This is a genomic window from Weissella oryzae SG25 (genome assembly GCF_000691805.2).
GTDB lineage: Bacteria > Bacillota > Bacilli > Lactobacillales > Lactobacillaceae > Weissella > Weissella oryzae.
The window spans coordinates 45,483-60,936 of the sequence record NZ_DF820491.1; the positions used below are offsets into that span (position 1 = coordinate 45,483).

Annotated in this window: 13 protein-coding genes and 1 other annotated feature; all 13 genes read right to left on the reverse strand. The window is 37.8% G+C overall.

The genetic code is table 11. From position 1 onward, the window contains the following. Nucleotides 1–2 precede the first annotated feature (2 nt). Nucleotides 3–1,124, reverse strand: a complete 1,122-nt coding sequence (locus TT13_RS06430; protein WP_027699220.1) for a vitamin B12 independent methionine synthase — start codon at nucleotides 1,122–1,124, stop codon at nucleotides 3–5. Nucleotides 1,125–1,329: 205 nt separating this feature from the next. Beyond that, nucleotides 1,330–1,576, reverse strand: a binding site (T-box leader). A gap of 95 nt (nucleotides 1,577–1,671) precedes the next feature. Beyond that, a complete protein-coding gene (locus TT13_RS06435) occupies nucleotides 1,672–3,780 on the reverse strand; it encodes an AAA family ATPase (RefSeq protein ID WP_027699221.1) in 2,109 nt (702 codons plus the stop codon). A 232-nt stretch (nucleotides 3,781–4,012) separates the two neighbouring features. Beyond that, nucleotides 4,013–4,297 (reverse strand): hypothetical protein, encoded by a 285-nt coding sequence (locus TT13_RS06440; RefSeq protein ID WP_027699222.1) that lies wholly within the window; start codon nucleotides 4,295–4,297, stop codon nucleotides 4,013–4,015. A 101-nt stretch (nucleotides 4,298–4,398) separates the two neighbouring features. After that, nucleotides 4,399–5,727 carry a hypothetical protein gene (locus TT13_RS06445; RefSeq protein ID WP_027699223.1) on the reverse strand — a complete coding sequence of 443 codons (1,329 nt, stop codon included), beginning with the start codon at nucleotides 5,725–5,727 and terminating at the stop codon, nucleotides 4,399–4,401. A gap of 23 nt (nucleotides 5,728–5,750) precedes the next feature. Further along, nucleotides 5,751–7,328 (reverse strand): dipeptidase PepV, encoded by a 1,578-nt coding sequence (pepV, locus tag TT13_RS06450; RefSeq protein ID WP_242868526.1) that lies wholly within the window; start codon nucleotides 7,326–7,328, stop codon nucleotides 5,751–5,753. Nucleotides 7,329–7,375: 47 nt separating this feature from the next. Continuing rightward, entirely contained in the window at nucleotides 7,376–8,662 is a 1,287-nt protein-coding gene (locus TT13_RS06455; RefSeq protein WP_045476838.1) for a chloride channel protein, read from the reverse strand. Nucleotides 8,663–8,820: 158 nt separating this feature from the next. Continuing rightward, the gene (locus TT13_RS06460; RefSeq protein ID WP_027699226.1) at nucleotides 8,821–9,204 is read right to left on the reverse strand and encodes a DUF1093 domain-containing protein; all 384 of its coding nucleotides are present in this window, start codon (nucleotides 9,202–9,204) and stop codon (nucleotides 8,821–8,823) included. A 284-nt stretch (nucleotides 9,205–9,488) separates the two neighbouring features. Then, a complete protein-coding gene (locus TT13_RS06465) occupies nucleotides 9,489–9,791 on the reverse strand; it encodes a hypothetical protein (protein ID WP_027699227.1) in 303 nt (100 codons plus the stop codon). Beyond that, entirely contained in the window at nucleotides 9,788–10,054 is a 267-nt protein-coding gene (locus tag TT13_RS06470) for a hypothetical protein (RefSeq protein ID WP_045476840.1), read from the reverse strand. Before TT13_RS06470 ends, TT13_RS06465 begins: the two co-directional genes overlap by 4 nt. A gap of 2 nt (nucleotides 10,055–10,056) precedes the next feature. After that, nucleotides 10,057–11,304, reverse strand: a complete 1,248-nt coding sequence (locus TT13_RS06475; RefSeq protein WP_479714997.1) for a Tle-like phospholipase domain-containing protein — start codon at nucleotides 11,302–11,304, stop codon at nucleotides 10,057–10,059. A 95-nt stretch (nucleotides 11,305–11,399) separates the two neighbouring features. Next, nucleotides 11,400–11,717: a hypothetical protein gene (locus TT13_RS06480; RefSeq protein WP_145912361.1), complete on the reverse strand. Its 318-nt coding sequence runs from the start codon at nucleotides 11,715–11,717 to the stop codon at nucleotides 11,400–11,402. 1,133 nt (nucleotides 11,718–12,850) lie between these two features. Next, the gene (locus TT13_RS06485; RefSeq protein ID WP_027699231.1) at nucleotides 12,851–13,384 is read right to left on the reverse strand and encodes an HdeD family acid-resistance protein; all 534 of its coding nucleotides are present in this window, start codon (nucleotides 13,382–13,384) and stop codon (nucleotides 12,851–12,853) included. Between the two features lie 85 nt (nucleotides 13,385–13,469). Continuing rightward, on the reverse strand, nucleotides 13,470–15,335 hold the full coding sequence (locus tag TT13_RS06490) for a heavy metal translocating P-type ATPase (RefSeq protein ID WP_045476846.1): 1,866 nt from the start codon (nucleotides 15,333–15,335) through the stop codon (nucleotides 13,470–13,472). Between the last annotated feature and the right edge of the window lie 119 nt (nucleotides 15,336–15,454).

The window sequence follows — 15,454 nt, forward strand, 5'->3', positions numbered from 1 at the left end:
GCTTACCCCCAAACTTCCTGAGCAACTGACTTAACAAATTTTAGCTTAGCCCATTGCTCAGCATCAGTTAATGTGTTGCCCTCTTCCGTAGAAGCAAATCCACATTGCGTAGAAAGTGCTAATTGCTCCAATGGTACATATTGACTGGCTAGTTCAATCCGTTGGATTATATTCTCGCGTGCTTCGAGCTGAGCTTGTTTTGAGGTTACTAAGCCCAAAACTAACAAAATATTTTTACGATCGTTATAAATTTCAGTCAACGGCTCAAAATCACCTGAGCGAGCGTCATCAAATTCCAAGAAGAAAGTATCATAATTCAGCTGACCAAGGTACTTCGCAATTGGTGCGTAGCCGCCCTCAAAAAGATAGGTTGACTTAAAATTACCACGGCAAATGTGGGTAGATACCCGTAAATCTGCTGGCAAATCTGCTAACACTTGATTCACTAAGTATACAATATCTTCACACTGCTTAACATACTTTGCATAATCGGCATCATGCTCATTCAACCGAGCAATTAGGAATGCCCAAGTTGTGTCATCAAGTTGAATATAACGAGCACCTAAATCGTAAAAGTGCAAAAGCGTTTCATGATAAGCTTTTGCCAAATCATCTAAAAAGGCTTCCCAAGTAGGATAAAATTGTTCCCAACCATCTGAGCGACCATCACGGTTCGGAATTAATGACGGTGATGGAATCGTCACTTTAGCCTCAACACCTTCAGGTAGGACCGACTGCAGATAACTAAAGTCTGCAAAGAATGGATGCTCAGGATTAAAAGCAACCTTATCAACTAAGCGAACATTTGTTGTCCGAGTTTTGGCCCCGTGGAATTTGTAAGATGCTTCTTGTTCATATGCTTCAATCCCGTTCAAGCCCCAGATAAAGTCTAAATGCCACCATGAACGGGCAAACTCGCCATCAGTTACTGCCTTTAAGCCAACGGCTGCTTCTTGGGTTACGAGCTTGGCAATTTCTTCGTGTTGCACTTCAATCAATTGTGCTTTCGTTATTTCGCCAGCAAAGTAAGCTTGTCGTGCTGCTTTGAGTGGCGCAGTCCGTAAAAGTGAGCCGACTTGGTCAAAGTGTGTGTGGGTTAAAGTTGTAGTTGTCTCTGTAGTCATAACAATTTGCTCTCGATTCTGTGGTTACTTGTAATTTTGTTAACTAATCTTTGCTGTAAAGACCACATTCGACTTTGCCCCAAACCTTCGCCAACTAACTGGCTAATATTCTTTATCACTTTCATCAACAGCCGACTCCTTTCTAATTTTTGAAAAGCTTGTATTTATCTGCTTACACAAAAAAACGCCCCGTAGCTATAAATAGCTACGAGACGTTTGCACGTGGTACCACTCGTTTTCAAGTATTAAATCAATACTCCTCTATTCGATACGGCCTAAGATTTAGGCGATATCTAGCGCAATAACGGGCGCAACCGAGCGGTGCTAACTTTTTGAGCTCACAACACTAACACTCCAAGACCATTTTCCAAACTTAATCTCCACTGATTTACACCAACCATCAGCTCTCTGGGCGAGATACCATAAGTACTTCATCTCTTCAAAGCATTTTCAATAGCTTTATATTAAGACTGAAATGATAATTTATAAAGTGTTTTATTATAATTTTCTAATTTAAATGTTAAGTGACCTCGACTTACCCGCTAAATTAGGCTTCGTCCGCCGTAATTACAATTGTATTGTCCTGCAAGTCGGCCTTTAAGTTCTTAGCATCCATATTTTCTAGATAGAAATCAGTCACCTTGTCCCGAATTTGTTGTTCAATTACACGACGTAGTGGACGAGCACCCATTGCCTCATCATAGCCTTCCTCAATCAACCAATCCTTGGCTGCTTGCGTAACCGTCAAAGTAATCTGCTTCTTTGCTAAGGTCTTGTTCACATCATCCAACATCAAATTAACAATTTCTTGTAAGTCAGTCTTAGTCAAATGCGAGAACTCAACAATGGCATTAAACCGGTTCAAGAATTCTGGCCGGAAGTATGGAGCTAACTTTTCCATGACACTCTTTGATTCTGCTGAATCTTCACTTAGACTCTCATTACCAAAGCCGGCATTTGAAGTTGCAATTACAACTGTATTCTTAAAGTTGACTGTATTACCTTGCCCATCTGTCAAACGTCCATCATCCATAACTTGCAAAAGTAAGGTCAAAACTTGTGGGTTAGCCTTTTCAATTTCGTCTAATAGGACGATTGAATATGGCTGACGACGAACCTTTTCTGTTAAGGTATTGCTATTATCTTCATAACCGACATAACCCGCTGTCGCTCCAATCAACTTAGAAACCGCAGTTAAATCTGCATACTCTGACATATCTAAACGAATAACATGCTCTTTTGAACCAAACATGTCCAAGGCTAATTGCTTGGCTAGCTCAGTCTTACCAGTACCAGTTGGCCCGACAAACAAGAAGCTACCAATTGGTCGATTACCCTCATCAAAGCCAGCTCGATTACGACGAATTGCCCGTGATACAGCTTCAACCGCTTCATCTTGGCCAATCACCTTACCACGCAAACGTTCATTAATTCCCTTAAGTCGTTCGATATCTGAAGCACCCATTTGTGCCACTGGTACCCCGGTCAAACGCTCAACACTCTGCGCAATATCATTAACGGTTGCGGTAACCTTTTTAGCTTCACCGGCTTCATCAATTTGCTTTTGCAACTCGTCAATCTTGCTCTTATGCTTTAACGCATCTTCAAAGGCTTCTTTTTCAACTGCGGCACTTTGCAATTCACGTTCTTGCTTGATCTCGTTTTCAAGACTAACAACATCAGTAACTGGGTGATTGGCTGCAATATGTGCAGCTGTCATATCCAATAAGTCAATTGCTTTATCAGGCAATGAACGTTGTGGAATATATTGAATAGAATAATCAACCGCTGCCTTCAAGACCTTATCTGGCAATTCTACATTATGATGTTGCGCATACAAATCACGGATACCTAAGAGAATGTTGAATGAATCTTCGGCATTTGGTGCATTAACAGTAACTTCGTTGAAACGTCGTGCTAATGCGGCATTCTTCAAAATCGTATTACGATATTCATCCTGCGTTGTCGCACCAATTACGGTAAATTCGCCACGACTCAAAGCCGGCTTTAAAATATCCGCCAAGCCCTTTGAACCACTGTCGCCACCCATAGAACCTGTGCCCAAAATTTGATGAATCTCGTCAAAGAAGATAATAATATTACCAGCATCTTTAACTTCCTTAATCAACTTTTGGACATTCTCCTCAAAACTACCACGGTATTGCGTACCAGCTTCAATACTTGATAAGTCAATTGATATAATCTCTTTATCGCGAATTGAAGCGGGCACATCACCAGCAACAATTGCTTGAGCTAGGCCTTCAACAACCGCAGTCTTACCAACTCCGGCATCCCCAACCAAAACCGGATTGTTCTTAGTTCGCCGGCTTAAAATTTCTGCTGTCTCTTGAATTTCTTTGTTACGACCAATCACCGGATCAAGTAGCTCATTACGCGCTTCTTCAGTTAGATTACGTCCCAACTTTGCTAACATACTATCTTTTTGTGGACCTTGTGCATTTTGCTCAATTTCTGCCGCTGCTGGAGCTTCGCCACCTGGCAAACGACCGGTCTGCCGATATTCGGCAAATTGTTCAGGAGTCACTTCACGGCCATTAATTAAATAACGAGAACCTTCTGAATTCAGACCGTTCATCCGACCCATCATCTGATTAAAAATATCATCCATATTATTAAAATCATTGTAGCTTGCCATAAATTATTTCCCTCCAATTAAATTGTTATACTTGTTATTAATCAAACTAAATTCTCAGTATTTACTATAGATATTCTTAGTTATTAAATACTATGAACTAGCAAATTTATTTCATTTGATTTAACCACAACTATATTATAACACGCTAAAGTTATAAGTTGGCGAACATTAATCAACAATTTCGGTAATAATGTATGACTAGCCCATGAATCATATATCAATCAAGATAGGCTCAGTTTAATAAATAGTCACGTATGTGGCTTTTGAAAGTCTTTAATTCTTGACTTGGTGTGTTCTCAACTGTTGCCAAATGGTTATCACCATCATGCCAAATTTCAAGGATACTACTCGTGTATAGCTGTTCTGCATCCACCATGTGAATTCTTAAAGTAATTGTTTTAGCAGTTAATTTCTGAGCATATCGAACAGCTTCGGCGAAATACTCTGTCCGATATTCATGACTACTAGCATGATCGAAAACACTATCAAAATAACTAACTGAATACCATTGGTCCATTTTATCCTAACCTCTATTCAAACTTATTAGGTTTAGGATAACTCATTTCGAACTTTTTTTCAATTTAAACTTAACCAACATAACTTTTATGCAATTTAAATTTAATCAAGTCCCGCTAAACGACGAGCCATCAAATCATATTCGCTCCCTTGAAACTGATACTGTAAAAAATCAGTTTGCCTTTTTTTAGCTGTTTTTCGAGCCCAATTTTGTAATGCGATGGGATTTGGCCCAACTTTTAATAATTGATTCGCTGGTGTTTGATCAACTTGATTAAGCATTCTAGTAATCCGTGATAATGGTTGATTAAAATAACCGTCAAATAAATTGTTAATTACTGACAATTCATGCAATATTGTCTTATCATACTTAAACGGATTTTCTGGTGTACTTAATGCTAACTGATCAGCCTTTTGCCGTAAATGGATTAATTCATCCGTCGAATATTCTTTCTCAAAAATTATTATCCACAAAATAATTAAGTTAATTACTTCCAAATCAGCCAAACTCAATCCATAACTACTAAACGGATTAGTATCAATTACTCGAAGCTCTAAATACTCGATACCCGATTGGAGTAAAGCTTGATAATTACCATGGCCCTTGAACCTGACCGTACCGTAAAACTCACTACTTGCATATAGCATGCCACTTTGTACTGCATTTTCAAGTTGATTAACATGTTGCTCAAAGCTATCATGGTAATTTACATCTAAATCCGGAGAATTAACATACCCATATACACTATTGCGAATGGATCGTGCACAAGGTAAGTCAGCGGGAATTTGGTAATCTGTTTTTGCTATGGCTAAGGGGCTGGCCCCAAAAAGATAAATCAATAACCCCCGATTAGCTTCAAGACCCTGCGCTAATTTAAAATAAAACTTATTTTTAAAACTTATCCAGTCCTCAGCACCTCTTAGCTTAAATAAATTTGATAATAATGCTTCATTAATACCAATATTAATATGCGGTCCACTAATAATGCCATGAACTGAACCATATCGAGCTAGCAAATATTTATGGTAATCCGCTTCCCAATGCTTTTCAAAAAAATTATCGAGCCAAACAACCTTTTCTGGTTCAATAACTGGTGGTAAACTCAACGGCCATAGAGCTTCTTTTTCCGATAGATGGCTTTGTAGTAAATATGTTAAAATGCGTAATTCTTGATGGGCTGCTGCCAATGAATGTCTAACTGGGGTTACTAGTTCCATCATTCCTTCTGTATAATCACTTTGCAAAAACGGGTGTGTTCTACGATCCCCAAACGCTGCTGGATAAGGATGATCACTTAGCTGACCATCATATAAGATCCGATTAACTTCCATTTCTAATCCATAACTACCATTTAATAAAAATTTCCGCCAATTTCGATGCTCAGTAAAGACTTGCAAATAGCTTTTTGACTTTTCAATTAGTTTTGCCATAACGCCCCCCTTGCTACCCAATACTAAATTTGATCTAAGCTTAATAAGGCCCGAATAAAAATAGCCATCGTCCTAGTTAAATTTGCAACTGGTACATACTCATTAGCTTGATGGCTAGTAACTGGTAAATCTGGAAACTGGCCCCCAAATGCAACACCTCGTTTTAATAAGTGAGCATAAGATGCGCCGTTTGATGTTTTAGGTGGCGCATACATCCCAACTTCACTGGCATAAGCCAAAGATAGTACATGAACTAATGGGTCTGCTAATGGTACCAAGTGTGGTTCCATGCCTCCAGACTTAACCGAAATTACAGCATGTAGCTCTCCCAAATGACTTTGGACTTGTTTTTTTACTTGAGTTAGATTCACTCCTTGTGGATAGCGGAAGCCTAAGAATATCTGTCCTTGTCCATTATGATTAAATCGCATGATTGCAACATTTACCGTTAATGCACCCATTTCACTATCATTAAAGTTTAAATCCAGTGACTTGGCTAAAATATCTAGATGTAATTGATCTAGGTAGGTTAAAAAAGCTTTGGCGTCATCTTCAAATGCATATTGATTTAAAAAGTGGGCCAAATACGTACCGGCATTCTCTCCATCTTGAGGATATGCCCCATGTGCCTGACGTCCATATAAAATTAAACGCAAATCACCTTTTTCAAGTTGACTTTTTCCGCGTAAAAAAGGATATTGTGTCAAAAAATTATTAAAATCGGTAATAATTTGTTCGTTATCACTAACTCTAATCCGTGCCCGTGCCTCTCCTGGCACAACGTTACTCCGTTCGCCGGCAATAAATCGCAACAAAATAAACGGACCGCTTGATTCACTTGGAAAGCGTAATTGGATTGTTTGAAAAGCTTTTTCGCCATTGATTACTGGGAAGGCACCATCGGGTGAAAATCCCATGGTTGGCTCACCAAATTGTGCAAAATATCTGGGTAAATCCCGCCAACTATTTTCTTCATCTGTACCGATAATTAACCGAACTTTGCGTTTTAAAAGTGTCTTTTGGTCCTTTAAATACTTAAGGGCATAATAAGCTGTCATTACATCCGATTTCATATCTGCCGCACCACGTCCGTATAGCTTACCAGCTACAATAGTTGCCTGAAATGGGGGTGTGTCCCACCCTTTTCCAGCTGGGACAACATCAATATGAACCAATATTCCAACAGTTTCTTCAGCATCGGTTGGCCCATATTCAATCCAAGTAACCCGATTTTCAAAACGACCAAATAAAAAACCATCGCGCCGTGCAAACTCTTCCATCTTGCTTAAAGCACGGACCGTTTCAATGCCAAAAGGCGTTTGCGGTGTTTGCGTTTTTTCATCTAAAACTGATGGGATGCGCATGATTTCTGCCAGATCCTTTAATAGAGCATCTTCATACTTTTGACTTGCTTCGTGTAAAGTCATCATTTTTACCTCAACTTTCGATAAAGCGTGCTTTTCACCAATCATTTCAACTGAGCCTATTGCTTTAAGCCTAACAAAACAAATTCGTCTTTTAATGAATGAACTTTGCCCTTTTCTTGAGTATCCTGTATTTATTTTTAAATTAGCATTATCAACAAAAAAACCGAAAGTCATCCGACTTTCGGCTTTATTATTTTAATTCAATTAATTTTTAACAAAGTCTACAAATTTCGATCCACTATTTTGGCAAAGGTCATTGCTAAAGCGACACTTAGCCCTAATGGTAAAAGCGCTGAATAATCTAAATGGCAAACTTCAAACAACATGAATAGCGCCATTAGTGGAGCTTTTTGGGAAGCCGCCAAAACAGCACAAGCCCCAAGTAAAGCGCCTTGGCCAAGCGTAGCACTAGGAACGAGTAGTACATAGGCTGTAGCGCTAATTGCGCCAAAAGCTGCACCAACAGCGATTGAAGGTGTTAGTGTTCCACCCCAAGCACCACCTTTAATTGTCAGGGTCGTCACTAAGGCCTTAGCGACCATACCAAAAGCCAGTACATAAACTAAAGTATGACTATTTGCCGTAATCGCTAACTCAGCCGTCCCACGGCCATTCCCCATTATTTCTGGATAAAACATAGCGATTATCCCAGTCAACAAAGCTGCTAATGGTAACTGCCATAAAATTTGTTCATATTTAGCTTTATGTTGGTCAGCCCAAGTAAAGCCGCGCCTTAAGTAAGCGCCAATCATACCGCCTAAAGGGCCTACCAGCAGAATGAATGGTAGTAAAGCTAGCGAGAATTTGGTGTCAGCTAGAAGATAGTATGGATGAAAGCCTTTGATCGTTGCCCCCACAAGAGTCGCAATTATGGACATTACCAAACTAACACTAACTGTGCGTGCTGAAAGTTTTTTTAGTAGAATTTCTGTTGAGAACATCAATCCCGTAATTGGTGCAATGTAAACACCAGCAAAACCAGCTCCAGCTGCAGCCGCAATCAAAAGCTTACGATCAGCTGCTTCTAAATCACGTAAGCCCAAACGATCAAGCAAAGTCACCCATTGCTGAGCTAACATTGATCCCGCCTCACGCGGAGCCAATTCGCGACCAATTGATCCGCCCACACCAACATAAAAAATCTGTGTCATAACGTGAATGACCGTAGTAAAAACTGGCATCCGCTCTCCAGCTAGCGCTTTATTAATACTTACATTTCTTTTAAATTTTTTTTGAAGTAAATACCAAATTAAAGCAGCAATTATTCCTCCCAAAAGCAAAGAAAATAACCGCCGTTCTGGCAATACTTTTGAGGCAACCGGTATCAACGAACTTTCTTCAAAGCCCAGGAAAAGGTGCTCGACCGCTTCCAAAAAAAGACTCAATAACAAAGATGATAGGCCGACTATTAATCCCAAAAATATAGTTGATACTGCTAAAACAATGTTTTGTCGAAGTCGCTTAGCCTTATCTTGACCCCAGCTTAGTTCCTCTTTGCTAACTTGCATGTTGCTTTCCGCCCCTCAAAATTCTATGTCACTAACTGAAAAATTATAGCCCTCCGAGCTTTATAGTGTCAATATTTGTTCAGTTGGTTGTCATCACTATTTAAATTCAATTAAAAATCCCAGCAGGTAGCAACATTTACCCACTGAGACTATTTGGTCTATTTTAACTTGGCCAAGACATTAGCTGGAATTTCAGATTCTTTAACACCATTTGGACCCTCTGTAACACGCTTTTGACTTATTTTAGCCTCTACATATGAGTTTGGTACCAATGGTTTTACTTCATCAGCTTCACCACTAATGAGTACGTGCCGGTTTTCAATTTTGCCTTCTTTTGTAACAAATTTTAATATGTAGCTGTACCCTTTAAGCCCTACAATCTTTTTACCCGAATCGTCAAGCACATCGTTTGCTTCTGGAATATTCGAAGGTGCTTTAGCATAAACAGTTTGGCTAGCATACACACTTTGATAATATTCATATCCCATAAAGCCAGCAAAGCCAAGCAGAATCACCAGTAATAAAGTTATAAATGATTTCATTGAAATTACCCCCTATAAGCCGTGTTTAATTAGGACCTATCCTTATATTTAAATGATAATTTAATTTTTAAAGTTTAGCCTTACACTTTTGTAATAATAAGCAAGCCTTTTATTCAAACGAATATCAGTCAACTAAGCATGCTAGTCCATGCTATAAAAATCATTACAATTTAAAGAAGCAAATAATGTAGAACCTAAAATGTTTGCTTCAATAATTCTACAAAGTTCAATTTCAAAAAAAGTGCCGCTCTAATATAGTAATTAACTACTTAGAACGACACTTTTCAATTATCCTGCTTTTTCAAATCTGCATCTTGATTTTTTAACAATACTTCGTAATCGTTCCTCAGCTTAGCAAGTTCTTTTTTAGCTGCTTTCACCCGCTCATTATGCCATTCTAATTGTTGCCTGGACTCTCGACAAACCATTTCATCATCAGCAATGCCAAGTTTCTGAATGGTTGCCTGGATTTGATTAAATTGAGCTTCAAATTTCTTTTTGTAATCTACAAACTCATCAGTAAATTTTTCAATTTCTCGCCTGGCTTTATCACGGGCTAATCGTTGCTCAGCTTCTAAATCTTTCATTTGATTGAATTTACCCCAGCTTTAAATTTTGACTCAGCATGAATCTTCCCAATTGCCTCTGTTGCTTTATCGCCAGCCTTACCTTTAAGATTTTCTTCGATTAAGTGTTCTTTATTTGCGAGCTTGCTCAAAAATGCTTGTTCATCAAACATAACCTTGGCTTCATTGATTGCCTTCAAACCAACGTAGCCCACTCTTAATGCACTTGGCAACATCACTCTAGCCAGGCGCTTTCCCATATCCTGTAGCTCTTTTTCAAACATCTTTAAAAACCATAGCCCTTTCCAAAAGCAACCGCCCATTTTTTGTCGTTCATGACTGCGTTATTACCAGTATTTTTTAATCCTTGCGCAACCACTTTTAAATGTGCTTTTTGGGTTTGAATAGCTTTATGAGTCTGGATAATCGCATTTTGATCTACATGCTTTTCAACAGTGCTATTCGTTTCGTAAACAATCTGATTGAGGTCTGCCATAGTAACCCCCATGCCATCAAAAGTATGAAAGAGAGTGGATTTAACCTCTTTAAAAATCTTATCCATATCAGTCATAATACTTTGATTAACCCGATCAATGTTATCTAAATGTTCATTCAAGCTTAATAACACATTCGCTACCATATCTAATTGAGCCTTATCAGCTGCAACTTTGCCACCTGTAGCAGCACTTGCTGTAACACCGAATAGCCCCGATAAAAGCAACTTGCCGGTCTTTTCAAAGAGTTTAGCCCCCTTTTTGTACCAACTAGTACCTTTCGCCATAATATCAGCTTCAAGTCCAAAAATTACAATCGAGATTCCTAAGCGGTTAGTGATTTGTTTGACGATATTATTCGTCCAAGCATAAAGTAAGATATCTGAAACACCTGCATTATCTGCTTTAAAATTTTCTGTGTAAGAACCTAACAGATGCGTTGAAAGTAAATCCAAAATGGGGGTTCTTGAATTTGACTTCGCAAATACCGTTGTTCCATATGCCTGCATTGCTGTCCATTGTGCAATTACATCGTTATAGTGGACAATATTTATGACCTTTTGCTTGCCGCCAATCAACAACCACTGCTTTTCTTTAGTCGTTAGTTGTTTTGATACATCGGCACTAGAAAAAGTCATTGCTGAAACATGATGTGTTGCCGCAACTTTTTGAGCCAACGCACCACCCAATGAATGACCAGTAATCTGGGTTACTTTACCTTTTTTTGCAACTTCACTATAAAATTCTTCAGCTGAACTAAATTGACTACTTTTTGATTGCAAACCACCAACAACATTCCCACCATCTGCAACCATACCGTCTGCTATGGTCTCATTGTCAAAATCAGTGCCGGCAAAAGCAATTGTTATATGGGAGTAATCAGGTTGCCCATTTACAATTGGTGCAACTGCTAAACCTTGAAAGCCGTTATTTGAGAATGCAGTTTCTTTTTGACCATTTACTATATCATTATTTGCAACTCCTATAACAATATAATCTTGCTTCGTAGAAGGATTGCTTAATCTTTGCCCTATAGATATATGACTTGTTCCCTTTTAAAAAAAAGAAGTATTGTAAGACTTATCACTTAAAAATTCATCATTTTGATATTGAGTATTTGAAATTTTATAAACCATTATTCCTTCACTACCTCTCCATCACTTAGACTTACATTAATTTTTTGTACTGTCTTTCCATAAACGAGTTTACCTTTTTGAGGGTCGTATGAACCACCAGAATTAATATTATCCTCGCCAAAATACGACACCCCGTTAAGTTCAAAGTGTGAATCATTCAATTCTACATCATATGAAATTGCTCCACTTCCCATTTTAACGCCTTGATTTTTAAATTTTATACTCAATAAATTTGCATAATTATTTTTAATTTCCCTTGCTACAGAAATTTGTCTAGTCTTTTCTTGTTGCCAATCGTAGTCTTTCTTGTAATCCATGCCAAATTTTCCCCCAACCAATAATATAACTACCCCTATAACTACCACCCATGGTAGCCATTTACGCCTTTTAATCATATATTTCACCAAAATAATTATTCAATATCATAAATCGAAATAACTGAGTTATTTTTTTAATGCCTCTAACTTTATTAGAATTTAGCTTTAAATCGCTATATACTTTTTCGTTTAAACCACGTCTGTTCAATATCATCACCATTATTCTGTAATTCTCTCTCTGTTACTTAAAAAAACAGAGATGGCTTTTTCGATATGTCCGTTTAACGCCAATGATGAGTACCCATCCCAAATTTCTCCATTTAGATTTACAATTATGCCTATTACAACAACATTTGATCCATTTTGTTCAACAGTAATTACGTAATTAAATGTATCTGATGCATACTCACCTTTACCTTAAAAAAAATTTCAGTAATACCTTTAACTTTACTTTTAGTAAATTTTGCTACGGAAATTTGTCTAGCCTTTTCTTGTTGCCAGTCATAATTTTTCTTGTAGTCTAATCAAAGCTTTCCTAGAATCAAGAATAAAATTAACCCAACTGGAATAATCAAAACCAGCCATTTTATTTTTTAAACATACAATTTCAAATCAAATAAATTCTTATTTAATACTTTATATATTGTGATTATTTTAACATTATTTAAGAATTAATAGCAACATCATAATTAAGCAATAAAAAATCCAATTACCAAATCCCAAATGAAAATAAGCCTTACTAACTAGTAATTAAACTGCAAGTAAGGCTTATTTATTTTCAACTTAACAGTGCTTCAATTATTTAAGATTAGTATTCTAAAATTTATTAAAGAAATCTAACTGAAAGATTTTTTAAGATAGTATCTAATATCATCGTTAAAAATTAAAAATCCACATTCTTCGTCAATCAGCGAAATAATGTGGATTCCCCCTCTAAAATAAGTATTAATACCTATCTTCCTTCACCAGTATATCATTAAACTGATTTATGTTTTTATAAGTTTAAACATACCTATAGTCAGTAATACCAAAGAAAAAAGAGCAAGCTCGAAATGAACTTGCTCTTAAAGTATTATCTTAATTTTTAGACTTAGGGGAATCAAATACCTCATAAATACTCCCCATGTTTCTTATTACTTCCAGGTAAAGTAACGGACCAACTTGAAGATTCCCAAAACCAATAGGATGCTTCCTAGCAAAGTCCAGAGCAATAATGCTCCCCAAAATGGGCTGAACAATAGGATGATTCCGGCCAACAAACTAAGAATTGCTGAGAAAATCATCCAAGCTGGTGATGCTGATGACCGAGCCATACTAAAGCCAACAAAGCTTTCAACCAACCATGTTATTCCAACAAAAATCCCAATTAGCGCAAAATAGTAGGTTGTTGCTGCTGCTAAATCTACAAATGTAAATATTCCAGCAATTAAGTACAAAGCTCCCAACAATAAATGTCCCAAGCGGCCCCAACCACTTTCATTATCTAAGCGGAAAACTGTGAAGACATAGCCTAGACCGATTAAAATAAAAGCCAGGCCAATTAAGATTGCAGCGACAGCCGCTGTGCGACCTGGCCAGAACAAAATCAAAGCCCCAAAAATTACTGATAGTAACCCATCAAAACCAATTCCATTACGAATATGCTTGAAAAATGAATCTGAAAACATAAATACCCCTCCAATCGTTATACATTAACTATAACATTTACTAAGGATAAACTGCAAAAGCTAAAATTCAGCTTTGCCTTTCAGCTTATTTTTTTAAAGGAAATAACATGCGCAACCCATTTAAGATTACTAGAATTGTGCTACCTTCGTGCGCAAAAACACCAAAGGTAATATTACTCAAACCCAAGAAGTTTAAAATAACCAGGGCTACCACAATTAACAGGGCAAAAATAATATTTTCCCAAACGATAGTCTTCAAGCGCTTTGATAACCGGTAAGCATACCGCAGCTTTACTAAGTCATTTTTCATCAAGACCATATCAGCTACGTCCACTGCCACATCAGTTCCATTTCCCATCGCAATCCCGATATCGGCCCCAACCAAGGCCGGCGCATCATTAACGCCATCACCAACCATCCCAACTGCACCATATTGCGCCTGCAATTGTTTAATCACGTTCAATTTTTCAGCTGGTAAAACATTTGCGATGACTTCGTCAATCCCAACACGTTTAGCAATTGCACTTGCTGTCAATTCTGCATCACCCGTTAACATCACGGTATGCACATTTTCATTACCTAAATATTTAATCACCGCATTTGCTGCTTGATTTGGCTCATCCATAATACCGAAATAACCAACTACTTGGTGATTTGCAGCAATATAAATAACTGTTTTACCCGCCATTGCTAGTTTATTTTTAGCCGTTTCAATCGCTTCCGGTACCTTCGTGAAAAGTGCTGGTTTACCAATTTGATAGGCTACATTGGCATAATCGGCAGTTAGCCCTTCGCCAAGAGTTGTCTGAATTGTTAAATCTAATGGCTTAGCATCAGACAAATAGCGGACAATTGCTGCCGCTAAAGGATGATTAGCCTGACTTTCCATTGAAAAAATTACATTCTTAAGCAAATTTTCTTCAACCTGAGCGTCTAAATGAAAATCAGTTACTTCAGGTTGCCCATTTGTTAAAGTTCCAGTTTTGTCAAAGGCTAGTACTTTTAATTCACTCAAACCAGCCAAAAAACTACCACCCTTAAACAAGATATTTTGCTTTGCTGCATTAGAAAGACCAGCTAAAGTTGCCGGAATGGCACTAACTGCCAACGCACAAGGCGAAGCTGAAATCAAGAAAATGATGCTACGATATAATGTTTCCGACCAAGTCCAACCAAACAGGTATACGCCCATTAATATCACTAGCGGGAAGAAGCCCAGAATGACGGTTACATAAATTGGCTCAAAGCGTTGAATCTTTGAGGCAATCCGACTAAGGTCTGTTTGAGATTGCTCAACTAATTGGAGAATCTTGGCAAAAACAGTATCCTTGCTCAATCGGGTCACAGTCAAAGTGATTCCTTCGCCAAGATTAATGGTTCCTGCAAAGACTTCGTCCCCACTTTGTTTTTCACGGGGCATACTTTCCCCATTAATTGTGGCTTCATCAATAACTGCTTGATTTGTCAGTAATCTACCGTCAATCGGAATCTGTCCCCCTTTAGGTACCTGAACCTGATCATTAACCTGTAATTGAGTAACATCGACGGTGTTAATTTGACCATCTGCTTGAATTTGGCGTGCCTTTACTGGTGTCAAAGCCAATAAATTACTTATCTCACGTCGACTCTTGCCCTCTGAATAATCTTCCAAGAAATGGGCCCCGGCGAAAATTAAAATTAATAAGGCGGCTTCAAAAAAATCACCAATTAAAATTGCCCCAAAGGCACCAATTGACATTAGTAAATGAATATTGGGCGTAAAACGACGCTTTTCACGTGTACTCTGCCAAGTTTGGCTAAAGCCCTCAAATACGATATGGTAACCTGCCAAAATACTGGCTAATAACAAACAAATAACAATGATACTTTTTGGCAAACCCAAGAATTCACCAGCCAGCCCTGCAAAAAATAGACCTAATCCTGCAAAATATAAGCTTAATTGCTTTTTCATGGTTTACCTCCAATTCTTTTTAGTTTTATGATAATATGAACACTCGTTCATATATCCTTATGTTTATAATAACAGCTTAAAAACGCTTTTTCAAGGTAACGTCTTTTATCAAAGTAAGT

What these genes read in the sequence shown, in the direction of transcription:
- pepV (WP_242868526.1), bottom strand. Translation starts at nt 7,328, where the DNA reads ATGACTTTCGGTTTTTTTGTTGATAATGCTAATTTAAAAATAAATACA.
- TT13_RS06485 (WP_027699231.1), bottom strand. Translation starts at nt 13,384, where the DNA reads ATGTTTTCAGATTCATTTTTCAAGCATATTCGTAATGGAATTGGTTTT.
- TT13_RS06445 (WP_027699223.1), bottom strand. Translation starts at nt 5,727, where the DNA reads ATGGCAAAACTAATTGAAAAGTCAAAAAGCTATTTGCAAGTCTTTACT.
- TT13_RS06480 (WP_145912361.1), bottom strand. Translation starts at nt 11,717, where the DNA reads ATGGATTACAAGAAAGACTACGATTGGCAACAAGAAAAGACTAGACAA.
- TT13_RS06465 (WP_027699227.1), bottom strand. Translation starts at nt 9,791, where the DNA reads ATGAAAGATTTAGAAGCTGAGCAACGATTAGCCCGTGATAAAGCCAGG.
- TT13_RS06490 (WP_045476846.1), bottom strand. Translation starts at nt 15,335, where the DNA reads ATGAAAAAGCAATTAAGCTTATATTTTGCAGGATTAGGTCTATTTTTT.
- TT13_RS06435 (WP_027699221.1), bottom strand. Translation starts at nt 3,780, where the DNA reads ATGGCAAGCTACAATGATTTTAATAATATGGATGATATTTTTAATCAG.
- TT13_RS06440 (WP_027699222.1), bottom strand. Translation starts at nt 4,297, where the DNA reads ATGGACCAATGGTATTCAGTTAGTTATTTTGATAGTGTTTTCGATCAT.
- TT13_RS06430 (WP_027699220.1), bottom strand. Translation starts at nt 1,124, where the DNA reads ATGACTACAGAGACAACTACAACTTTAACCCACACACACTTTGACCAA.
- TT13_RS06455 (WP_045476838.1), bottom strand. Translation starts at nt 8,662, where the DNA reads ATGCAAGTTAGCAAAGAGGAACTAAGCTGGGGTCAAGATAAGGCTAAG.
- TT13_RS06460 (WP_027699226.1), bottom strand. Translation starts at nt 9,204, where the DNA reads ATGAAATCATTTATAACTTTATTACTGGTGATTCTGCTTGGCTTTGCT.
- TT13_RS06470 (WP_045476840.1), bottom strand. Translation starts at nt 10,054, where the DNA reads ATGTTTGAAAAAGAGCTACAGGATATGGGAAAGCGCCTGGCTAGAGTG.